Origin of the sequence: Sphingosinicella sp. (assembly GCF_013911755.1) — a bacterium.
Lineage (GTDB): Bacteria > Pseudomonadota > Alphaproteobacteria > Sphingomonadales > Sphingomonadaceae > Sphingosinicella.
Genome location: NZ_JACESP010000002.1, coordinates 183,930 through 204,921 on the forward strand (window position 1 = coordinate 183,930; position 20,992 = coordinate 204,921).

The 20,992-nt window shown below is 66.7% G+C and carries 19 protein-coding genes; 11 read left to right on the forward strand and 8 right to left on the reverse strand.

Annotated elements, in window-relative coordinates:
* Positions 1-83: 83 nt before the first annotated feature.
* On the forward strand, positions 84-950 hold the full coding sequence (locus H2052_RS02640; RefSeq protein WP_293777716.1) for a class I SAM-dependent methyltransferase: 867 nt from the start codon (positions 84-86) through the stop codon (positions 948-950).
* Here the strand turns inward: H2052_RS02640 and H2052_RS02645 are convergent.
* On the reverse strand, positions 947-1,999 hold the full coding sequence (locus H2052_RS02645; protein ID WP_293777719.1) for a phospholipase A: 1,053 nt from the start codon (positions 1,997-1,999) through the stop codon (positions 947-949). The two genes, H2052_RS02640 and H2052_RS02645, sit on opposite strands and share 4 nt — an antisense overlap.
* Before the next feature lie 3 nt (positions 2,000-2,002).
* Positions 2,003-2,746, reverse strand: coding sequence for a triose-phosphate isomerase (tpiA, locus tag H2052_RS02650; RefSeq protein ID WP_293777722.1), 744 nt, complete (start codon positions 2,744-2,746; stop codon positions 2,003-2,005).
* A gap of 144 nt (positions 2,747-2,890) precedes the next feature.
* Here tpiA and H2052_RS02655 point away from each other — a divergent pair, with 144 nt between their 5' ends.
* From H2052_RS02655 to lexA, 8 genes are all read left to right on the forward strand, one after another.
* Positions 2,891-4,819 carry a SurA N-terminal domain-containing protein gene (locus H2052_RS02655; protein ID WP_293777725.1) on the forward strand — a complete coding sequence of 643 codons (1,929 nt, stop codon included), beginning with the start codon at positions 2,891-2,893 and terminating at the stop codon, positions 4,817-4,819.
* A 10-nt stretch (positions 4,820-4,829) separates the two neighbouring features.
* On the forward strand, positions 4,830-6,338 hold the full coding sequence (locus tag H2052_RS02660; RefSeq protein ID WP_293777727.1) for a chorismate-binding protein: 1,509 nt from the start codon (positions 4,830-4,832) through the stop codon (positions 6,336-6,338).
* Positions 6,339-6,377: 39 nt separating this feature from the next.
* The gene (locus tag H2052_RS02665) at positions 6,378-6,971 is read left to right on the forward strand and encodes an aminodeoxychorismate/anthranilate synthase component II (protein WP_293777729.1); all 594 of its coding nucleotides are present in this window, start codon (positions 6,378-6,380) and stop codon (positions 6,969-6,971) included.
* The gene (gene trpD / locus H2052_RS02670; protein ID WP_293777732.1) at positions 6,968-7,957 is read left to right on the forward strand and encodes an anthranilate phosphoribosyltransferase; all 990 of its coding nucleotides are present in this window, start codon (positions 6,968-6,970) and stop codon (positions 7,955-7,957) included. The genes H2052_RS02665 and trpD overlap by 4 nt, the downstream gene beginning before the upstream one ends.
* On the forward strand, positions 7,954-8,745 hold the full coding sequence (trpC, locus tag H2052_RS02675) for an indole-3-glycerol phosphate synthase TrpC (protein ID WP_293777734.1): 792 nt from the start codon (positions 7,954-7,956) through the stop codon (positions 8,743-8,745). Before trpD ends, trpC begins: the two co-directional genes overlap by 4 nt.
* A 3-nt stretch (positions 8,746-8,748) precedes the next feature.
* Positions 8,749-9,225, forward strand: coding sequence for a cyclic pyranopterin monophosphate synthase MoaC (moaC, locus tag H2052_RS02680; RefSeq protein WP_293777736.1), 477 nt, complete (start codon positions 8,749-8,751; stop codon positions 9,223-9,225).
* Positions 9,219-10,409, forward strand: a complete 1,191-nt coding sequence (gene glp, locus H2052_RS02685; protein WP_293777738.1) for a gephyrin-like molybdotransferase Glp — start codon at positions 9,219-9,221, stop codon at positions 10,407-10,409. Before moaC ends, glp begins: the two co-directional genes overlap by 7 nt.
* Positions 10,410-10,482: 73 nt before the next feature.
* Complete coding sequence (lexA, locus tag H2052_RS02690; RefSeq protein WP_293777740.1) at positions 10,483-11,145, forward strand: transcriptional repressor LexA; 663 nt, start codon at positions 10,483-10,485, stop codon at positions 11,143-11,145.
* A gap of 123 nt (positions 11,146-11,268) precedes the next feature.
* On the opposite strand, the gene dmeF is transcribed toward lexA, so the two are convergent.
* The 3 genes from dmeF to H2052_RS02705 are packed head-to-tail and all read right to left on the reverse strand — an operon-like array spanning position 11,269 to position 14,732.
* Entirely contained in the window at positions 11,269-12,210 is a 942-nt protein-coding gene (gene dmeF / locus H2052_RS02695; protein WP_293777741.1) for a CDF family Co(II)/Ni(II) efflux transporter DmeF, read from the reverse strand.
* A 13-nt stretch (positions 12,211-12,223) separates the two neighbouring features.
* The gene (locus H2052_RS02700) at positions 12,224-12,505 is read right to left on the reverse strand and encodes a metal/formaldehyde-sensitive transcriptional repressor (protein ID WP_293777743.1); all 282 of its coding nucleotides are present in this window, start codon (positions 12,503-12,505) and stop codon (positions 12,224-12,226) included.
* Positions 12,506-12,521: 16 nt separating this feature from the next.
* A complete protein-coding gene (locus tag H2052_RS02705; RefSeq protein WP_293777745.1) occupies positions 12,522-14,732 on the reverse strand; it encodes a ComEC/Rec2 family competence protein in 2,211 nt (736 codons plus the stop codon).
* On the opposite strand from H2052_RS02705, the gene gltX reads away from it, so the two are divergent.
* Together gltX and H2052_RS02715 are read left to right on the forward strand one after the other, a co-directional pair.
* A complete protein-coding gene (gene gltX, locus H2052_RS02710) occupies positions 14,731-16,158 on the forward strand; it encodes a glutamate--tRNA ligase (protein WP_293777748.1) in 1,428 nt (475 codons plus the stop codon). The two genes, H2052_RS02705 and gltX, sit on opposite strands and share 2 nt — an antisense overlap.
* 32 nt (positions 16,159-16,190) lie before the next feature.
* Entirely contained in the window at positions 16,191-17,477 is a 1,287-nt protein-coding gene (locus H2052_RS02715; RefSeq protein WP_293777751.1) for a citrate synthase, read from the forward strand.
* A gap of 60 nt (positions 17,478-17,537) precedes the next feature.
* Here H2052_RS02715 and H2052_RS02720 read toward each other — a convergent pair whose 3' ends face one another.
* From H2052_RS02720 to H2052_RS02730, 3 genes are read right to left on the reverse strand one after another with little or no spacing between them, the layout of a single operon-like run.
* Positions 17,538-18,311, reverse strand: coding sequence for a hypothetical protein (locus H2052_RS02720; protein ID WP_293777754.1), 774 nt, complete (start codon positions 18,309-18,311; stop codon positions 17,538-17,540).
* Positions 18,312-18,323: 12 nt separating this feature from the next.
* Entirely contained in the window at positions 18,324-19,784 is a 1,461-nt protein-coding gene (locus H2052_RS02725) for a HAMP domain-containing sensor histidine kinase (protein ID WP_293777756.1), read from the reverse strand.
* Positions 19,785-19,789: 5 nt separating this feature from the next.
* The gene (locus tag H2052_RS02730) at positions 19,790-20,932 is read right to left on the reverse strand and encodes a DUF2336 domain-containing protein (RefSeq protein WP_293777758.1); all 1,143 of its coding nucleotides are present in this window, start codon (positions 20,930-20,932) and stop codon (positions 19,790-19,792) included.
* Positions 20,933-20,992 lie beyond the last annotated feature (60 nt).

The following is a 20,992-nucleotide window of genomic DNA, read 5'->3' on the forward strand; positions in this document are numbered from 1 at the left end:
CGATCGTTTCTGGCAGAATTTCTGCTGGCCACATAACGACGCGGGGACGGGAGTTCAAGCGCTCCGGGCTCCGCGCGCCGCGATTGACCTTTGCCTGCAGCAGCGCGATGGAGGACGGCGTCACCACGCAGGACACCGGCCCTATGGACCCCAAGGATATGATCGCGGCCGCTGCAAGGCTCGGCCCCAGCGTCGATTTCGGTAAGGCTTCGTCAGATTACGGCAAGTTCCGGGCCGGTTTTCCGGAAGCGTTCTTCAGCCGCCTCGCCGAACAGATCGCACTTCGAGCGGGGCTGAAAGCGCTCGATATCGGCACGGGCACGGGGGCCGTCGCGCGCAGCCTTGCCAGGCGCGGCCTCGACGTCATCGGTGTCGATCCATCGCGTGAGATGATGCAGGAAGGCGCCGAGATCGCACGGCGCGAAGGCGTTTCCGTCGATTTTCGCGAAGGCCGCGCTGAAACGCTGGCGTTTGCCGACCAGAGCTTCGACATCGTCACTGCCGGGCAGTGCTGGCACTGGTTCGAGCGCGAGCGCGCCGCCGCAGAAGCCTTCCGTGTGTTGAAGCCCGGCGGGCATCTCGTCATCTGCCATTTCGACTGGCTTCCACTCCGGGGCAACGTCGTCGAGGCGACCGAGCATCTGATCGTGGAGGCGAATCCGGCATGGATGCTCGCCGGCGGAACAGGAGTCTATCCGCACTGGCCTGCGGACATGGCGAACGCCGGTTTTGCAGGTCTTGAAACCCGCTCGTTCGACGTCGCCCAGCCCTACAGCCACGAAGCATGGCGCGGCCGCATCCGTGCAAGTGCCGGGATCAAGGCCAGCCTCAACGCTGAGGCAACCGCTCGTTTCGACGAGACTCTGGTCGCCATGCTCCGCGCGCGTTTTCCAGAAGACCCGCTCGCGGTTCCCCACCGGGTTTGGTGGATCGTCGGTGAAAGACCCTAGCGGACGATGCCGATGCCGAAGCGGAGGCGGGTGCTCCGTTCGTCATAGTCGATGAGCGCCTCGCCGTAGCCGGTGTAGAGTTGGCTGTAGAGATAGAGGTTGAGCCCGGTCCATTGGCGGAGCGAATAGCTGACATCCACCTCGGCGCTGCCGCGGCCGCCCTCGATGTTGCCCTGAATGTCGGCGCGGATGCCGAGGCCGTCAGTCTGCTTTAGATCGAGCGTCAGGCCCGTGTATCCGCGGTAGCGGGCGATACGCTCGTTGCCTTCCTTGCTGCCGACATAGGCCCAGATCCGGGGCGCGGCTGTGAGCGTCCAGCCGTTGCCGAGGCCGAAGCCGACCGACGGCTCAACATAGAGCGTGTTGAAACTGCGCGAGTCTGCGCCGTCCTCGCCGTTCGACTGGTGGCGGACACCCGCCTGGATGCCGAGCATCGGGGAGCCCACGCTGGTCGAACCCGGCGAAACCGCTCGCACGAACAATTCGGGGCTGAACGTGATATCGTACATCGGGATCGACTCTTGGGAGAGGTCCCAGAACATGCGCTGCGTGTATCCGAAATAGAGCCCCGCACGCCATTCGCGACTGCCGTCTCCAGTGCTGAATTCGCGCGGCTTCTGGCCGAAGAGGCGATATCGGAAGCTCAACTGGAGCTTCGCATCTGAAGGGTTCGCGCCGACGAGCGCATACATCGGTTGATAGGTCTCGAAACGGCCAAGGCTCGTTGCTTCCGCTTCCTGCGGCGTGGCTGTTGAAACCGCGGCACCGACTTGCGGCTGTGCTGCAACCGCATCCGCGAGCCGGTAGCTGACGCGCGCGAACCCGCCGGGCGCGATCTCGGCCGATGCAACCCCCTCAAGCGTTGCCTCGCCCTCCGCAACGGTAATCGTGCGGGGCGCATCGAGCTTCGCTGCCGCCGCGCCGTCGTTGAGGAAGACGACCTCGAACGTGCCCGTGCGCGGCGCCGCCGCCTCGGGCACCACGAGCCGTACCTCCGCCGCCGCAGGACTTGTGACAATCAGCACGGCGACAAGAGCGGCGGTGCGCACCGCTCAGGCTGCCGCGATGATCGGCAGGAAGTCCGAAGCTTTGAGACTGGCGCCGCCCACGAGGGCGCCGCCCACTTCGCGCACCGCGAACAGCTCGGCTGCGTTGGAGGGCTTCACTGAGCCGCCGTAGAGAATGAGGATGCGCCGCCCGTCCTCTCCGTAGCGGGCAACGAGACGCGCCCGAATGGCGTTGTGCATCTCGTCCACATCGCCCGCGAGCGGCGTGCGGCCCGTGCCGATCGCCCACACGGGCTCATAGGCGATGACGACACTCGCCGGATCGGCGTCGGGAAGCGAGCCGTCGATCTGCGCCGCCACGACGTCGAGATGACGCCCGGCGTCGCGCTCGGCCTCCGTTTCGCCCACGCAAATGATCGCACGCATGCCAGCGCCGATCGCGGCGGTCGCCTTCGCTTTCACGACCGCGTCGGTCTCGCCGTTGTCAGTGCGTCGCTCGCTGTGGCCGACGATCACGAAGTCGCAGCCGAGATCGGCGAGCATCGCCGCTGCGATGCAGCCGGTGTGCGCGCCCGACGGGTTCGTGTGGCAATCCTGCCCGCCGATACGCAGGCGCGAGCCCGCTGCCGCGTCCTTCGCGAGCGCCAGGAGCGTGAACGGTGGCGCGATCGCAACTTCGACGCGGGACGGCGCGCTATCGGCCGCGCGCGCGATCGCTTCCGCCTCGGCAAGCGCCGCTCTCAGGCCGTTCATTTTCCAGTTGCCCGCAACCAGCATCGGCTTTTCCATCAAACTCTCCATGTGCATTTGCGGTAGGCCTTAGCAATGCACGCACGGGCAAGCCAAGGGCGCGCTTGCCGCGCCTGCTGCAGATACCTATAAACCGGGCGCTATTTCCAATGCCGAACGCGCGCGAATGACCAAAGGCTCCCGATGATCAGTTTTTTCCGCAAGGCCCTCTCTTCCTGGATCGTCCTTGCCCTTCTGGGGCTCGTGCTCGTCGCGTTCATTGTCACCGGCATCGGTGACCCGTTCGGCGGTGGCCCGGCGGCGAACACAGTGGTCGAGGTGGCCGGAGAGGATGTCACCGACGCGCAGCTTTCCAGCCAGTTCGACCGGCAGCTCGCGACGATCCGGCAGGAACAACCGGGTATCACCGCGGCGCAGGCCGTGCGCGGCGGCATGCTGGAAGGCGTGCTTGAACGCCTGATCGGCTCGCAGGCACTCAGCGCGATGGGTGAAAAGCTGGGCCTCGGGCCGAGCAAGCGGCAGGTGGACGCCGAAATCGCCTCGATCGCGGCGTTCCGCGGACCCGACGGACGCTTTTCCGAGGACGTTTTCCGCCAGGCGATCAGCGCTCAGGGGTTGACCGAAGACATGGTGCGCCGCGAGATCGGCGGCGACGTCGTGCGCCGCCAGTTGCTCGGCCTCGTCGACTCGATCCCGATGACGCCCCGCAAGCTCGCCGAGCCGTTCACGGCCCTCCAGCTCGAGCAGCGCACGCTCGAGCTTGGCGCGATTCCGGCGCAGTCCTTCCCGGTGCCGACGCTCAGCGACGCGGACCTCGAGGCCTTCTACAAGAAGAACATCGCCAACTACACGGTGCCCGAACGCCGCCGCATCACCTATGCGCTGATCGACAGCGCCGAGATCGCGAAGACGGTGAAGGTGACCGACGCGGCGTTCGCCGACTACTACAAGCGCCACGCCAGCGAATTCGCCGCGAGCGAAACGCGGACGCTGCGTCAGGTGGTGGTGCAGGACAAGGCGCAGGCCGACACGATCGCGAAGCGGGCGAACGCCGGCGAGGACTTTGCCGCTGTCGCGAAGGATGTGGCGGGATATGGCGAAACCGACCTTGAACTCGGCACGCTTTCGAAGATCGCGCTTGCCGACCAGACCGCCGACGCCGTGGCGGACGCGGCGTTCAAAGCCGCATCGGGCAAGATCGCCGGGCCGGTGCAGAGCGAATTCGGCTGGCATGTCGTGCATGTCGACGCCGTCGTAACCAAGCCCGCGCGCACGCTCGCCGAAGTTAAGGACGAGATACGCCCTGCGGTCGAAACCGAACTTGCCGCGAACGCTGTCGCCGATATCGTGGAGAAGGCCGATGACGCGCTCGCCGATGGTGCGAACATCGCCGAGGCGGCGAAAGATCTCGGTCTTACCGTGGTCCGCATTCCCCCGGTGACAAGCGAAGGTCTGACGCTCGGCGAATCCGGTCTCCAGCTCGACCAGCGCATCCGCCCGCTCATCGAGCGTGCGTTCACGACCGAAGAGAACGACGAGCCGACGGTCGAGGACGTTTCCGAAACGCTGCACGCATTGATGGACGTGGAAGAGGTCGTGCCGCCGACACCGGTGCCACTCGCCGACATCAAGCCGCAGGTCACGGCCGCGCTCACCTTCGAGCGCCGGATGGATGCCGCGAAGACGGTTGCCGACAAGATCGTCGCGGGCCTCAAGGCCGGCAAGCCGCTCGCCGCGCTGCTTGCGGAAAACAAGATGCCGCCCGCGCAGAGCTTCACAGCGCGCCGCATCGAGATCGCCGCGCGCCGCGAGCCGGTGCCGCCGCCGATCAGCCTTGGCTTCGCACTTGCAAAGGGCGATGCGCGCGCACTCGCACAGCCGCGCAACGGCGCCTGGTTCGTCGTGCACGTTGCCGATGTGAAACCGGGCAACCTTGCTGAAGCGCCAGCCTTCCTCGATCAGATGCGTTCGCAGATGCAGACCGCCGCAACGAATGAGTACGCCCAGAACTTCGTGGCGGCGATCATGTCCAACGTTGGCGTCAAGCGGAACGACAAAGCTCTCGAACGCCTGAAGCAGCGCTACCTGGGCACCGCCGACCAGCCCGATTGATCGGCTCCCGATGATCCATCCCGAAGCCGCGGACTTCGCGCGGATTTACGAAGCCGGAAAGCCGCAGCTCGTCTGGACGCGGCGCATCGCCGATACGGAAACCCCGGTTTCCGCGATGCTGAAGCTCGGCAGGGCGGGATCGGGCGCTTTCGTGCTCGAATCCGTAGAGGGCGGGACGGTGCGCGGGCGCTATTCACTGCTCGGCTTCGCGCCCGATCTCGTCTTCCGGGTTCGCGGCAGGCAGGCGGAGATCAATGCCCGCTTCGCCTCAGTACCTGATGCGTTCACGCCCGTCGATGCGGCGCCCCTCGACGCGCTCCGCGATCTCGTCGCCGGGTGCCGCATGGACCTACCGCCGGACCTGCCGCCCGCCTTCGCGTGTCTCGTCGGCTACATGGGCTATGAGACAATTGGGCTCGTCGAACCGGTGCCGACCCCGGAGAGCGATCCGCTCGGCCTTCCCGACATGCTGTTCGTGCGCCCGTCGCTGCTGATGGCGTTCGACCGATTGAAGGACGAACTTTTCATCGCCGCACCTGTGTTTCCCGGCGGTCTTTCGGCAAGCGGTGCGCTTGCCGCCGCGATCGAACGCATCGAAACCGCCGAGGCGCGCCTGGCGGGCGCGCTCCCGCAAGGCTCGCGCGAGGCTGCGCTGCCTGCCGCCGCCGACGTGACGCATCATACCGATCCGGCGCGCTATGCCGAAATGGTTCGTCGCGCGCAGGACTATATTGTCGCGGGCGACATCTTTCAGGTGGTGCTGGCGCAGCGTTTCTCGATCCCGTTCGCGCTGCCGCCTTTCAGCCTCTACCGCTCGCTCAGGCGCATAAACCCCTCCCCGTTCCTCTATATGCTCGACCTGCCGGGTTTCGCGCTCATCGGCTCCAGCCCGGAGATCCTCGTGCGCGTGCGTGACGGCGAAGTCACGGTACGCCCCATCGCCGGGACCCGACCGCGCGGCGCGAACACCGTGGAGGATGCTGCGAACCGCGACAGCCTGCTCGCCGACCCCAAGGAACTCGCCGAACATCTGATGCTCCTCGACCTCGGCCGAAACGATGTCGGCCGCGTGTCGTCGGAAGGCAGCGTTTCGGTGACGGAACGCAACACGGTCGAGTTCTACAGCCACGTGATGCACATCGTCTCGAACGTGCGCGGCGACCTCGCCAAGGACAAGGACGCCATTGATGCGCTGATGGCGGGTTTCCCGGCGGGTACGGTTTCGGGCGCACCCAAGGTGCGCGCGATGCAGATCATCGCCGAGCTGGAAGCCGAGAAGCGCGGCGCCTACGCGGGCGGCGTCGGCTATTTCTCGCCCGACGGATCAATGGACAGCTGCATCGTGCTGCGCACGGCAGTGGTAAAGGACGGCACGATGCACATCCAGGCGGGCGCAGGCATCGTGGCGGATTCGACGCCTGCCTACGAGCAGCGCGAGTGCGAGGCGAAATCCGGCGCGCTGATCGCCGCGGCGCGCGACGCCATCGCGCGCGCGCGCGAGCCGGGATACGGGCAATAACTTGCCCTCTCCGCCTCCCTTGACTAGGGCGGTCGCGCCATGATCCTCGTCATCGACAATTACGACAGCTTCACTTGGAACCTCGTCCACTATCTGATGGAGCTGGGGGCGGAGGTGGAGGTTGTGCGCAATGATGCGATCTCTGCCGGGCAGGCGCTTTCGAGCGGCGCGTGCGCGTTCCTGATATCGCCGGGGCCGTGCACGCCGAATGAAGCCGGGATCAGCCTCGACATGGTCGCGGCCTGCGCGGACGCGGGCAAGCCCCTGCTCGGCGTCTGTCTCGGCCATCAGGCGATCGGCCAGCATTTCGGTGGCAAGGTGGTGCGCGGGCACCTGATGCACGGCAAGACGTCGCCCGTCCGCCACGACGGCACCGGGCTCTTCGCCGGCATTCCGTCGCCGTTCACGGCGACGCGCTATCATTCGCTGATCGTGGAGGGTATTCCCGAGAGCCTGATCGTGAACGCGTGGTCGGACGACGAGGCGGTAATGGGCTTCCGTCACGCGAACCTCCCAATCCATAGCGTGCAATTCCACCCCGAAAGCATCGCGACCGAGCATGGCCATGACATGCTCGCCAATTTCATGCGGATAGCAGGGATGAACCCGCGTCCGCGCGACATCGCCGCGTGAAGCATCTGCCCGCGACCCACGCGCCGCTCGGCGAGGCAGAGGCGCGCGCGGCATTCGACGCGATTCTGAACGCCGATGTCGAGGATGCGGAAATCGCCCGTTTCCTGACCGGCCTCGCCGAGCGCGGTGAGACGGTTGACGAGATCGTTGCGGCGGCAAGCGTGCTGCGCAGCCGTATGCGACCCGTGGCGGCGCCCGAAGGCGCCATCGACGTGTGCGGTACGGGCGGCGACGGCGCGCATACGCTCAACATCTCGACTGCGGTCGCCATTGTTGTCGCCTCGTGCGGTGTGGCGGTCGCCAAGCACGGTAACCGGGCAGCCTCTTCAAAGTCTGGTGCGGCGGACGTGCTTTCAGCGCTGGGCCTCGATCTAGACCTTGCTTCCGATACGGTGGAACGCTCGCTCGCGGAGGTCGGCATCGGCTTTCTGTTTGCTGCGAAGCATCATCCTGTGATGGCGCGTGTCGCGGGCGTGCGGCGCGCGATCGGGCGACGAACAATCTTCAACATGATCGGGCCGCTCGCGAACCCGGCAGGGGTGAAGCGGCAGCTTGTGGGCGTGCCGGGGCGGCAATGGGTGCTCCCCATCGCCGAAGCGCTGCAGCGGCTGGGCGCCGAGGCGGTGATGGTCGTCCACGGCAGCGACGGGCTCGACGAGCTGACCGTCACAGGGCCGACGACCTGCACGCGGCTGATCGCAGGCCGCCTCGAAATCGAAGAGGTCTCGCCCGAAACGGCAGGACTCGCGCGGCACGAACCCGATGCGATCCGGGGCGGTACGCCGGAGGAGAACGCCGCGGCGATGCTGCGGCTTCTGCAGGGCGAACGCGGCGGCTATCGCGACATCGTGTGCCTGAACGCCGCCGGCGCCTTGATAGTCGCGGGCAAGGCCGAGGATTGGGCCGCTGGTGCGGCCATGGCAGCGGCGGCGCTCGACGACGGACGCGCGCGGGCGCTGCTGGAACGTTGGAAGACCTTTCGATGAGCGACGTGCTGGCGGAAATCTGCGACCACAAGCGGGGCGTCGTCGCGGCGCGGAAAGCCGCGCGGCCGATCAGTGAGATTGAAGCGGCGGCGCGCGCGGCGGATGCGCCGCGCGGCTTCAAGGCGGCGCTCGATACGGCAAAGCGGGAGGGCCGCTTCGGCCTTATCGCCGAGATCAAGAAGGCGTCGCCGAGCAAGGGGCTGATCCGCGCGGACTTCGATCCGCCGGCGCTGGCGCGCGCCTACCGCGCGGGTGGGGCTTCGTGCCTCTCGGTGCTGACAGAGGAGCACTGGTTTCAGGGTAGCGACGACAAGCTGATCGCGGCGCGCGCGGCGGTGCCGTTGCCGGTGCTGCGCAAGGACTTCATGGTCGATCCGTATCAGGTGGCGGAGGCGCGGGCGATTGGGGCGGATGCGATCCTGATCATTGTGGCGGCGATCGGTATGGGGCTGGCGCGGGAACTGGAGGACGCGGCGTTCGGGTGGGGGATGGATGTTCTGGTTGAAGTTCACGATGTAGCCGAGCGGGATGCTGCGCTTATCCATCTGAAATCGCGGTTATTGGGAATTAATAATCGTAATCTCAAGACATTGCATGTTGATATTGAGACTTCGGTTGAGCTGTCGGCCGTGCCGGAAGGCTATACGCTTGTCGGCGAGAGCGGGCTGCGGACGCGGGCGGACCTTGATCGGCTGGCGGCACACGGCATCAACAGCTTCCTTGTCGGAGAGTCGCTGATGGCGCAGGATGACGTCACTGCCGCGACGAAACGGCTGCTGGAGGGCTGATCGATGACGCTCACCCACCTCGACGAAGCCGGCAAGGCCCGCATGGTCGACATTTCGGGCAAGGCGGTGACGGCACGCACGGCGATCGCCGAAGGGCATATCGCCATGTCCGCCGACGCGCTTGCAGCCGTGCGGGACGCGAGCACAGTGAAGGGCGATGTGCTTGCCGTCGCGCGCATCGCGGGGATCACCGCTGCAAAAAAGACCGCCGACCTCATCCCGCTCTGCCACCCCCTGCCGCTCACCAGCGTCGGCGTGGACTTCACGCTGGAGGACGGCGGCGTGCGCGTGGAGGCGACAGCTGCGACGACCTGGGGCACGGGCGTTGAAATGGAAGCGATGACAGCGGCTTCGGTCGCGCTGCTGACGATCTACGACATGGTGAAAGCCGTGGACAAGGCGATGGTGATTTCGGGCGTGCGCCTGCTGAAGAAGACCGGCGGCAAATCCGGCGACTGGACCGCGCCGGGCGGATGCTGAGCTACGAGGACGCGCTGGCGCGGCTGCTTGCGGCCTGTGAGCCGGTTCCGCCCTTAGACCTTCCGCTCGCCGAAGCCACCGGCCTGACGCTTGCCGAAGACCTCATTGCACGGCTGACGCAGCCGCCCTTCCCCTCTTCCGCGATGGACGGATATGCGGTTCGCTGGGCCGATATGCCGGGGCCGTGGCGCGTCGTCGGCGAAAGCGCGGCGGGACGGGGCTTTGCCGGAGAGGTCGGCGCGGGCGAAACCGCCCGAATCTTCACCGGGGCTCCCCTGCCCCAAGGCGCCGACACGGTGATCGTGCAGGAAGAGGTTCGCCGCGAGGGCGACCTGCTGACGCTGACGGGCGAAGGTCCGCCGCGCGTCGGCGCACACATCCGCGTGGCGGGAAAGGATTTCAGCGCAGGCGAGCGACTGATCGCGGCGGGAACGCGTCTTTCGCCACAGCATCTTGGCCTTGCCGCCGCTTCCGGGCACGGCAGCCTTTCTATAAGGCGCCCCCGCGTCGCGATCATCGCGACGGGAGATGAGCTGGTGCCGCCGGGCGCGGTGCCGCAGATGGACCAGATCGTGAGTTCGAACGGCGTGATGCTTGCCGCGCTGCTGCGCGCGGCGGGCGCGGAGGTGCGCGACCTCGGCATCTTTCCCGACAATCTTGACGCCATCGCCAAGGGGCTCAGCGCAGCCGGCAACGCGGACCTCATTGTCACCATCGGCGGCGCGTCGGTCGGCGACCATGATCTCGTACAGGCCGCGCTGATGGACGCAGGCGCGGCGCTCGATTTCTGGAAGGTCGCGATCAAGCCGGGCAAGCCCCTGATCGCCGGATCGCTTGGGCGTGCGCGCGTGCTCGGGCTGCCCGGCAACCCGGTCTCCGCCTTCGTCTGCGCCGTGCTGTTCGCGCTGCCGATGCTCGCGCGCATGGCGGGGAGCACGAACGCCGACCCGGTGACCACGGCGCGGCTGCTCGCCCCCCTGCCCGCCAACGGCAACCGCCGCGATCACCTGCGCGCGCGGCTGACAGCAGACGGCGTACGCGCGTTCGATGCGCAGGATTCCTCCATGCTCGGCGTGCTCGCCGGCGCGAACGCGCTCATCATCCGCCCGGAAGGCGCTCCGGCGGTGGAGGCCGGCACGGATGTTCCCGTGCTCGCGCTTGACAGGGTTTTCGCCACCCCCTAAATGTTCCCCATTCGTTCACGAAAAACGGAACATGTTGTGGACGAGTCGTGAAACACGGAGGGCGGAACCGGACATGCTGACGCGCAAGCAACACGAACTGCTGATGTTCATCAATGATCGGCTGCAGGCGGGCGGCGTCTCGCCTTCGTTCGAGGAGATGAAAGAAGCCCTCGATCTCAAATCGAAATCGGGCGTCCACCGGCTGGTGAATGCGCTCGAGGAGCGGCAGTTCATCCGGCGGCTGCCGAACCGCGCCCGCGCGCTTGAAGTGCTGCGCTTCCCAGAAACCGGCACGGCGCCGAAGGCTCCGCTGCGGCAGATGCCTGTCGTCCAGGCGGCGAACGATGACATCATCACGCTGCCGCTGCACGGAAAGATCGCGGCGGGCATGCCCATCGAGGCGATGGAAAGCGACCGCAGCCTGTCGGTTCCCGCAGCCCTGCTTGGCGGCGGCTCCGGCGATCATTTCGCACTGGAGGTTTCCGGCGACTCCATGATCGAGGCGGGCATTCTCGACGGCGACTATGCGCTCGTTCAGAAATGCGACACGGCACGCGACGGCGAAATCGTCGTGGCGCTGGTCGATGAGGACGAGGCGACGCTCAAATACCTGCGCCGCGACAAGGGTGAAATCCGCCTCGACCCGGCGAACAGCGCTTACACCGCGCAGCGCTATGCACCGAACCGCGTGCGCGTGCAGGGCAAGCTCGTGGGGCTGCTGCGCCGCTACAATTGAGGACTCATTCGGCCCTGACGGCCTGCAAATGGTGGCTTTCGGCGCTTCCGGTGCTCACGTACCTTTCGTACGCTCCGCTCCGGGCCGCCGAAATCCAACATTTTCGGCGCATCATTTTCTGAATTACCGCGCCTCGATGGTGAGGTGCGCGAGTTCGTGTACGGGACGCAGGCGTTCGCGGGCGGTTTCCGGCGGGATGCCGGATACGGAAACGATCGCCGCGTGAACCCCGGGGCCGACCTGCCAGACGTGAAGATCGCGGATGCTGGCGTCGCCCGTTTCCACACATTCCCGGATTTCCGCGACGAGGTGTGGATCGGCGGCATCGAGCAGAACGGCTGACGTATCGCGCATCAGCGTCCACGACCAGCGCGCGATCACGACGGCGCCGACGATGCCCATGACCGGATCAAGCCAGACCCAGCCGCCATATCGCCCGGCGAGCAGCGCGGCGATGGCGAGAACTGACGTGAGCGCATCGGCGAGCACATGCAGATAGGCGGCGCGGAGATTATTGTCGCTGTGATGATGGCCGTGATGGCCGTGATGGCCGTGGCCATGATGATCATGATGGTGATCGTGGCCGTGGCTGTGTCCGTGATGATGGCCGCCCGACAAAAGCGCGGCGCTGACGAGATTGACGGCAAGCCCGACCACGGCAACGATCGTCGCTTCGCCGAACGCGACATCGACAGGACGCGCGAGCCGGAGCGCGGATTCGAACGCAATGCCAAGCGCGATGACGCCGAGCACGAGCGCGGACGCAAAGCCCGCGAGGTCGCCGACCTTGCCGGTGCCGAACGAATAGCGCGGACTATCGACATTGCGGCGTGCATAGGCATAGGCGATCGCGGCGATGCCGAGCGCGCCGGCGTGCGTCGCCATGTGGAAGCCGTCCGCAAGCAGCGCCATCGAGCCTGTCGCGTAGCCTGCGATGATCTCGGCGACCATCATCACGGCCGTCAGCAGCACCACCCAGAGCGTGCGGCGCGCGTTCGCGTCGTGGTTCTTGCCGAGGAAATCGTGGGAATGGGCACCATCGGCGATGCCGGGAAGTCCGCTCAATCTCGCCTCCACTTCAGCGCATGTGCCGCTTGAGCACGGTGGCAAGCTCGTCTGCACCCGCCGCACGCTCTGCATCGCTCAGCCCGGGTGCTGCGACGTGCGCGCGCAGGTGATCCTCGACGAGTTCATCCATCAGTCCGGCAACGGCACCGCGCACGGCGGCGGCGAGATGCAGCGTTTCGCTGCACGGCGCCTCGCCGGTGATCGCCCGCTCGATCGCGGCGACCTGTCCGGCGATGCGGCGGACACGTGCAACAAGGCGGTCCTTGCGTTCGGTTTCCTGAAGATGTGCCATAGCATAGGGGGGTATCCTATTCTGGCGCGCGCTGCAACCTGCCCCCGCCTTCCCGGGCGGGCTTATGCCGTGCCCAGGGATGTACCCCGTCCTCACGCGCGACCGAGCGGATGCGCGGCCCATCCAGCCAGATCGACAGCGCGCCGGTTTCGCCGAGCGCGGCGCGGTCGAGCTTCAGCCAGCGCGGCGCACACCAGTATGGCAGCAGGCGATCGCTGACGACGATGTCTGCCGCGGCGCAGGCGGGTTCGAACGCGGCGCGGTCGATGAGAAGGCCTGAGCGTGTTGCGAGCAGCGTCCATGCACGGCCGCCCGCCATGATGCGCGCGGTGCAGGCATCGGGCGTGCAGCGCGCGTCCGGCAGGGTTTCGAGATTGCCGCTGATCGCCTCCCCCGCCGCGTCCGCCCACATCGAACGCACGTAATCCCCGGCGCGCGAGCGCAGGAGCGCGACCTTTCCGTCCCGCACCACGGCGAGGTGTTTGCCGTCCCCATCGACGATGAGGTCGGGCGGCTGCGCAGCCGCCATGCCCACAGCGCCGATCGCGACGGGAACCAGCGCCAGCCAGCGGCGTCGCGTCTGCCAGAGACAGAACCAGACGCCGCCGAGGATCAGCACGGCGAACGCCCAGTCCGGCGCGGCGGGGAGCCTGGAGACGGCGCCGGGCATCGCCGCCGCGATCTCGGCAACGCGAATGAGCAGATCGAGCGCATGGCCGAGCAGCCAGTCGATGGGCGCGGCGAGCCCGACCGCGCCGAGGAACACCGAGAGGCCGAGCAGCGGCAGGATCACGAAGCTGGTGAGCGGGATCGCGGCGAGGTTCGCAGCGACGCCGTAGAGGCCCATCTGGTTGAAGTGGAAAAAGGCGATCGGCGCGAGCGCGATCTCGGCAGCGATACCGGTGGCGAGGAGCGCGAGGACGCCGCGCCACAGGCGCAGGGCGCGGCCCGCCTCTTTTCCGGCATTGAAGCGGCGTCCGAGCGGCGACTCGTAGAGTGCGACGATCGCCGTGACGGCGGCGAAGCTGAGCTGGAAGCTTGGCCCGAGCAGGAAATCGGGGCGGACGAGGAGGATGAAAAAGGCCCCCGCCGCGACAAGGCGCAGCGAAATCGCCTCTCGCCCCAGTGCGAGGCCAACGAGCACGATGAGGACGGCGATGCACGAGCGCACCGTCGGCACCTCCGCGCCCGCAATCAGTGTGTAGCCGATACCTGCGACTGCAGCGGCAAGCGCGGCGATCAGCTTGATGTTCATATTGAGCGCAAGGCGTTCGCTCTGCGCGAGCAGGCGGCGCGTGGCCCAGAGCACGCCGCCGACCACGACGGCGATGTGCAGCCCCGAGATCGAGATGAGGTGCGCGAGGCCGCTGTCGCGCATCGCTTCGGTGACGTCTTCGGGGATGCCGCCGCGGTCGCCGGTGACGAGCGCGGCGGCAAGGCCCCCCTCCCTGCCGCCGACGCTATCCTGCAGGCGTTTGGTAAGCGCGCTGCGGAAGGCCTCGAAGCGGCGGACGAGGCCGGGCCTCGGCGGCGCGGGCGCAACGACGGCGACGTCCGAAAGCGCGTATCCGACGGCGCCGATGCCGTCGAACCACGCGCGGCGCGCGAAATGATAGCCGCCGGGAATGTTCGGCCCGGGCGGCGGTGAGAGCGAGGCGCGCAGGGCGACGCGCGCGCCGGGGGCGATACCCGCCGGCGCATCGCCGCGAATGCCGATGCGCGCGGTGAGGCCCGGCAGACCCGACATGCCGATGAGGCGCAGGCGCGTGCGCCCCTCCGCCGGGCGCGGTTCGACGGCTTCGACGGTGGCCTCGATCATGAGCGCGCGCCATGTGCGTTCGATGACCGGCGCACGGACCTGCTCGGCACGCAGCCACGCGGTGCCGATGCCGAGCGCAAAAAGCAGGCCGAAGACGGCAATGGTGATACGCGGGAGGCCATTTGCCAGCAGGCCGAACACGGCAAGCGCGCCGCCGATGAGCATCGCCGCTTGCCAGTCGCGCGCGGTGGGCAGCATGAACCACGCCGCGATGCCGAGCCCGAGCGCGACGGGGGCGAACAGCACGAGCTGGTGGCGTTCCTCCGCGAGCCAGATTTCGATGGCTTCGTGCAGGCGGAACAGACGCGCACGCGGCGACGCTCCGGCCTCGACCGGCCCGGTTTGAACGGCTGGCAGCGTTATGTTAGAGCCCCCGCGACTTTCTTCAGTTTCGGACAGGATATTCATGGGCGCAAGCGCCAAAACCCCGGTCGTCACCCGCTTCGCACCGAGCCCGACCGGCTTCCTCCATATCGGCGGCGCGCGCACCGCGCTGTTCAACCTGCTCTATGCGAAGGCGACCGGCGGGACGTTCAAGCTGCGCATCGAGGATACCGACAAGGCGCGTTCCACGAAGGAGGCGATCGACGCGATCATCGACGGACTTTCGTGGCTGAACCTCGATTGGGACGGCGAGATCGTCTACCAGTCGGAGCGTGAAGCGCGGCACGCGGAGGTGGCGCGGAGCCTGCTGGAGACGGGCGGCGCTTACAAATGTTTCGCGACCCCCGAAGAGCTGGAGCAGATGCGCGAGACCGCGCGGGCCGAGAAGCGGCCTCTCCGCTACGATGGGCGCTGGCGGGACCGCGATCCCTCCGAGGCGCCCGAAGGCGCGCCCTATGTGATCCGCCTGAAGGCGCCGCAGGAGGGCGAAGTGACGATTCACGACGCCGTGCAGGGCGCGGTGACGGTGAAGAACGCCGAGCTCGACGATTTCGTGCTGCTGCGATCGGACGGGACGCCGACCTATATGCTGGCGGTCGTGGTCGATGACTACGACATGGGCATCACGCACGTGATCCGCGGGGACGATCATCTGAACAACGCGTTCCGGCAGCTCGCGCTCATTCGTGCGCTCGGCTGGGCTGAGCCTGCCTACGCGCACGTGCCGCTGATCCACGGCGCGGATGGGGCGAAGCTTTCGAAGCGGCACGGCGCGCTCGGGGTCGACGCGTACCGCGACATGGGGTTCCTGCCCGAGGCGCTGGAGAACTACCTGCTGCGGCTCGGCTGGGGGCACGGCGACCAGGAGTTCTTCACGCGCGAGGAGGCCGCCGCCGTCTTCACGCTCGAGGGCATCGGCCGCAACCCGGCGCGACTCGACTTCAAGAAGCTCGAGAACGTCAACGGGCACTATCTGCGCATCGCCGACGACGCGCGGCTGGTGGGGCTGATCGAACGCAGGATCGCCGCCACGCTGGCGCGCGATCTGACGCCGGACGAGACGGACTTGCTGCTCCGCACAATGCCGCATCTGAAGGTAAGAGCAAAAGATTTGAATGAGTTGGCCGACTCGAGCATCTTTCTGTTTCGGCAGCGCCCAATAACACTCGACGAAAAGGCCGAAGGGTTGCTAGACAGCGCCGGCAGGGGGCGCCTCGCGGCACTGCGGGAGGTCATCGCCGGGGTCGGCGAATGGACGGCCGCAGCCATCGAAGATGCTGTGCGGACCTTCGCGGAGCGCGAACAAACCGGTCTCGGCAAGTTCGCGCAGCCACTGCGCGCGGCGTTAACGGGAACAACAATCTCGCCGGGTATATTCGAAGTGCTTGAAGTGATGGGGCGCGATGAGAGCCTCGGCAGGATAGACGATCAGGTTGGAAAGACGGCCTAGACCGCCAACGAAAACGGAAGGGTGAGCGAGCCATGAGCAACACGACTGCGAAGCTGGATCTGGGCGGCAAGGCCAGCGATTACCCGGTGCTTTCGGGCTCCGTTGGTCCGGACGTCGTCGATATCCGCAAGCTTTATGGCAACACCGGCGCGTTCACCTACGACCCCGGCTTCACGTCCACGGCCTCGTGCGAATCGAAGATCACCTACATCGACGGCGACCAGGGCGTGCTGCTGCACCGCGGCTACCCGATCGACCAGCTCGCGGAAAAGTCGAGCTTCATGGAGGTCGCGTACCTGCTGATGCGCGGCGAGCTGCCGAACCCGAACGAGTATGACGAGTTCGTGCGCACGATCACGCGGCACACGATGATCCACGAACAGCTGGCGATGTTCTATCGCGGCTTCCGGCGCGACGCGCACCCGATGGCGATCATGTGCGGCGTCGTCGGCGCGCTTTCGGCGTTTTATCACGACTCGACCGACATCAACGATCCCGTCCAGCGCCGGATCGCCAGCCACCGCCTGATCGCCAAGATGCCGACCATTGCGGCGATGGCGTACAAATATTCAGTCGGCCAGCCGTTCCTCTACCCGGACAACAGCCTCTCCTACACGGGCAACTTCCTGCGCATGACCTTCGGCGTGCCGGCGGAAACCTATGAGGTCGACCCCGTGATCGAGAAGGCGATGGACAAGATTTTCATCCTCCACGCCGACCACGAGCAGAACGCCTCGACCTCGACCGTGCGCCTTGCCGGTTCGTCGGGCGCCAACCCGTTCGCGTGCATCGCAGCGGGTATTGCCTGCCTGTGGGGCCCGGCGCATGGCGGCGCCAACGAGGCCGCGCTCGAAATGCTGCGCGAGATCGGCACGCCCGACAAGATCCCGGAATACATCAAGCGCGCCAAGGACAAGGATGACCCCTTCCGCCTGATGGGCTTCGGCCACCGCGTCTACAAGAACTACGACCCGCGCGCGAAGGTGATGCAGAAGACGGCGAACGAAGTTCTCGCCAAGCTGGGTGTCACCGATCCGGTGTTCGACGTGGCGCGCGAGCTGGAGCACATCGCGCTCAACGACGAATATTTCATCGAGAAGAAGCTCTACCCGAACGTCGACTTCTACTCGGGCGTCATCCTCTCGGCGATCGGCTTCCCGACCTCGATGTTCACCGTGCTCTTCGCACTCGCCCGTACCGTCGGCTGGGTAGCGCAGTGGAACGAGATGATCGAAGACCCGGCACAGAAGATCGGCCGCCCGCGCCAGCTCTACACGGGCGCGACGGCACGTGATTACGTGGAGATCACGAGCCGCTGAGCCGAAGGCTTCGCGCAGGAAACGGACGGGCGCCTTCGGGCGCCCGTTTTCGTTGGCAGGTCAGCGCATCGCGGCGCGGGCGTCGAGCATCGGCTGCTGGGGCACGGTGATGCCGCCGCTCCACGGTCTGTCGAGGTCGAGGATCAGCAGCAGCGCGAGCGTGAGGAGCGCGAACAGGATCGTGGTGACGACGCGGTGACGACGCCCGGAACCGCCGAGCACATAGCCGACGATCCCTGCGGACATCAGCGCATAGAGGATCAGCACCTCGACCACGCGGCCTGGAATCCGCGCCGCGCGCTCTGCCTTGCGGGCGCTTGCTGCGTCGAACATCTCGTTGGTGGCGGTGATGATCGTGCTTGCAATGGGCGGCGGCGTATCGCGGATGGCGTTCCGCATATCTGCCCAGAGCGCGGCCTGCACCCTCTCCGTCTCCGCTTCGACGGCTGCCGCGTGACCGTTCCCATTCGGCAGTTTCAGCCGCACATCCGTATAGCGCGCGACGGCGGCTTGCAGAGCAGGACCGGTCTCGACGCCCGCAAGCCCGGCACGGAGCCAGGCGGTGCCGATGGCGTTGGCTTCGGTCACCACCATCGCGCGGCGCGTATCATAGCGATTGAGCGCCAGCGAAAAGGTGAACGCGATCAGCAGCCCGAGCAGCGCGAGAGCGGCGGAAAGCAAGTATCCCTCCCGCTCCCCTTCCCCGTCGCGTTCGCCGCGTGCGCGCTGGCGAAGCGAGGCGCCGAGCCATGCGAGCGCGGACATGGCGGCGAAGAAAACGAGACCGAGGAGCCAGAGATTTGCCGATACGAAGGCCGTGTCGATGAGGCCCATACGTGCAGCGCGTCAGCCCGCCGCCGGAAGTGTGAGCGTGAAGCGCGCGCCCATGTCCTTGTGGCTTTCGAGCGTGAGGCCACCATCCATGAGCTCGGCAAGGCGCCGGGAGATGTGGAGGCCAAGGCCCGTGCCCTCGCCGCTCGCCACATAGGGCGGCTTCGGCAGCTGCTCGAACTTTTCGAACACGCGGGCCTGGTCTTCGGGCGCGATGCCGGGGCCGGAATCCCAGACCGTGACGGCGACATGGCCGGGCAGCGTCGTCGCCGGCTCGGCGCCGACAAAACCGCCTTCGGGCGTGAACTTGACGGCATTGGTGAGCAGGTTGACGAGAATCTGCAGCGTGCGGCGGCGATCACCCCGGGCCCGCATCGGCGCATCGAGCGCGACTGCCTTGATGTCGATGCTCCGCGCCGACGCCTTCATCTGGACCATCGCACGCGCCTGTTCGACGAGCTTGGCAAGGTCGAAATCCTCGGTTTCGAGATCGATCTCGCCCGAATCGAGGCTGGAGATGTCGAGCAGATCCTGAATGAGGCCGAGTAGATGACGCCCCGCGTTGGCGATATCGCCCGCATATTCGACGTACTGCGCCTTCAGGGGGCCATGGACTTCGTGGTTCATTGCCTCGGCGAAACCGATGATGGCATTGAGCGGCGTGCGGAGCTCGTGGCTCATCGACGAGAGGAAATTGGCCTTGGCGGTGCGCCCAAGCTCAGAGCGCATCCGCTCGATGAGTCGCGCGCTGTCCGGCACCACCGCCGCGACGCCGCGATAGCCGCAGCCACCGTCCTTCGTGGGCACCGCGACCCCCGCCAGACGGTAAAGCCGCGTGGCGCCGCCCTGAGTGGTGACGGACATCAGCTGATCGCGGAAGCTGGAACCGCGCGCCTGCGCGGATTCATAGGGCACTTCACCGTTCTCGCCGCGCAGAAGCGTGCCGATGGCGGTGAGTGGCCGACCGAGAAGCGCGCCCGCGGGCTGACCGACCAAAAGCTCGAGCGCGCGTGAAATCGAGGTCAGCGTGCCGCGGCTGTCCGTCTCCCAATACCAGTCCGAATTGACGCGCACGAGCTCATCGCCCTGCCAGCCGGCAAGGGTATCGCGCTCCCGCTGCTCAATCGTGATGGACGATTCCCGCATGATTCCCACGAATTTCAACTCGTTGCGGGCCAGTGTCGACACGGGCACGAAACGAACGTGAAAATGACGTGGATTGCCCAAAAGCTCAAGAGTGAAGCTTGCGGAAACCGATTCTCCTCCCGGTGCCAGCGCAGCGACCAGCTGGGCAGCAAGTTCGCCGGGCGCGAGCAGGGCGGCACGTTCAAGCTCGGCGTAGGCGGCGTTGGCTTCGAGGAGCGCGCCGGTGGGCAAACATTCGAACACAGTCGCGCCCGCAAGCGCAGGGTCTGCTGCAGCAAGCGCATCGAGCGCGCTCGCATGGCCGGGGCGGATGTCGCGCGGCTCGAACATGGCCGCTACGCGTCGCCCTCATTCAGATCGTCGATCGCCTGCCGAAGCCCGGCATCGAGCTGCCAGTAGTGCAGCACGCGGCGCGCGGCGGCGACATCGAGGTCGTCGTGAAGACGGAGGATTTCCGCGACCGCAGAGGGCGGACGCGCGCTCGCCGCATTGCCAAGTTCGCCGAGCACGATCACGAGTGACGCCGTGGCGTCGCGGCTGACGTCAACCGCCTTCGCCAGCACAATGAAGCTTTCGCTCGCCGGATCGGTGACGATCCGCCACACGGTGTTGAAAGCGATCTTCGCGCGGGCGGCGAACGCCGCGGTGAACAGGCTAAGTCGCCCCTGGCGCAGCGTGCGAAGCAGGAAGCCATCCGTCAGCTCGCCGAGTTCATTGAGGCGCCGCGCGAGCTGGAGCGCGCGGGACTGCACGGACTGCGTGTCGTCGTATTCCACCATCGCGCGCTTTGCCGCGCGTTCGAGCATCGGATCGAGCACGGCCTGATCGATGACGAAATTCTTGAGGATGTGGCGGCGGAGCGCGGCGGCCACCCACCAGTAAACCTCTTGCGCGAGATCGGCGGGAAGATCGTTCTGCGTGAGGAGCGGCTGCTGGAACTGGCCGTTGCGCTTGCTCTCCGCGACCAGAAGCTCCATCGCGCGGCGCGACAGCACGGGGTCTTCGGTGCGGATCAGGCCTTCGAGGACGTCGTCCTCGCTGCCCTTGAGGCCACGCTCGGCCAACGCCTCGGTGAGCGGCGGCGAGACGGTTTCGCGCAACGCGATCGCCATGCGATGTTCTTCCGCGCACTGGATGACGATGTCCATCAGCGCGGGATTGCGAACCACACTGCTGCGTTCAAGGATCGGACGTGCCACCTCGATGCTGTCGCTCGCGAGCCGGGCTTCGAGATCGGGCTGCGATGCGGGCGAACGCCCGAGCGCTTCGACGAGGTGTCGGCGCACCTCCATTTCGACCGTGCCGAGCAGACGCCCGAGCACATCTGTCATCAGCGCGCGTTGCTGATCGGTGAGCCGCTGCGCCGCGGGCAGGAACAGGTCCGTTATCGCGTGCGCCAACTGCGCCCGCGCCGCGCCGGAACGGCCAGCAGCGAGACCCAACAGCGCCTGAACGTCGATTGGCCGATCCAGCGGCAAGGCAACCCCTCTTTGGTGCGAACCCGTATCTTTTCTAGGATGCCGAACCTAGAGGGATGC

Coding starts and splice junctions, on each gene's coding strand:
- tpiA (WP_293777722.1), bottom strand. CDS start 2,746: ATGGAAAAGCCGATGCTGGTTGCGGGCAACTGGAAAATGAACGGCCTG.
- H2052_RS02655 (WP_293777725.1), top strand. CDS start 2,891: ATGATCAGTTTTTTCCGCAAGGCCCTCTCTTCCTGGATCGTCCTTGCC.
- H2052_RS02660 (WP_293777727.1), top strand. CDS start 4,830: ATGATCCATCCCGAAGCCGCGGACTTCGCGCGGATTTACGAAGCCGGA.
- H2052_RS02665 (WP_293777729.1), top strand. CDS start 6,378: ATGATCCTCGTCATCGACAATTACGACAGCTTCACTTGGAACCTCGTC.
- trpC (WP_293777734.1), top strand. CDS start 7,954: ATGAGCGACGTGCTGGCGGAAATCTGCGACCACAAGCGGGGCGTCGTC.
- moaC (WP_293777736.1), top strand. CDS start 8,749: ATGACGCTCACCCACCTCGACGAAGCCGGCAAGGCCCGCATGGTCGAC.
- glp (WP_293777738.1), top strand. CDS start 9,219: ATGCTGAGCTACGAGGACGCGCTGGCGCGGCTGCTTGCGGCCTGTGAG.
- lexA (WP_293777740.1), top strand. CDS start 10,483: ATGCTGACGCGCAAGCAACACGAACTGCTGATGTTCATCAATGATCGG.
- H2052_RS02700 (WP_293777743.1), bottom strand. CDS start 12,505: ATGGCACATCTTCAGGAAACCGAACGCAAGGACCGCCTTGTTGCACGT.
- gltX (WP_293777748.1), top strand. CDS start 14,731: ATGGGCGCAAGCGCCAAAACCCCGGTCGTCACCCGCTTCGCACCGAGC.
- H2052_RS02705 (WP_293777745.1), bottom strand. CDS start 14,732: ATGAATATCCTGTCCGAAACTGAAGAAAGTCGCGGGGGCTCTAACATA.
- H2052_RS02715 (WP_293777751.1), top strand. CDS start 16,191: ATGAGCAACACGACTGCGAAGCTGGATCTGGGCGGCAAGGCCAGCGAT.
- H2052_RS02720 (WP_293777754.1), bottom strand. CDS start 18,311: ATGGGCCTCATCGACACGGCCTTCGTATCGGCAAATCTCTGGCTCCTC.
- H2052_RS02725 (WP_293777756.1), bottom strand. CDS start 19,784: ATGTTCGAGCCGCGCGACATCCGCCCCGGCCATGCGAGCGCGCTCGAT.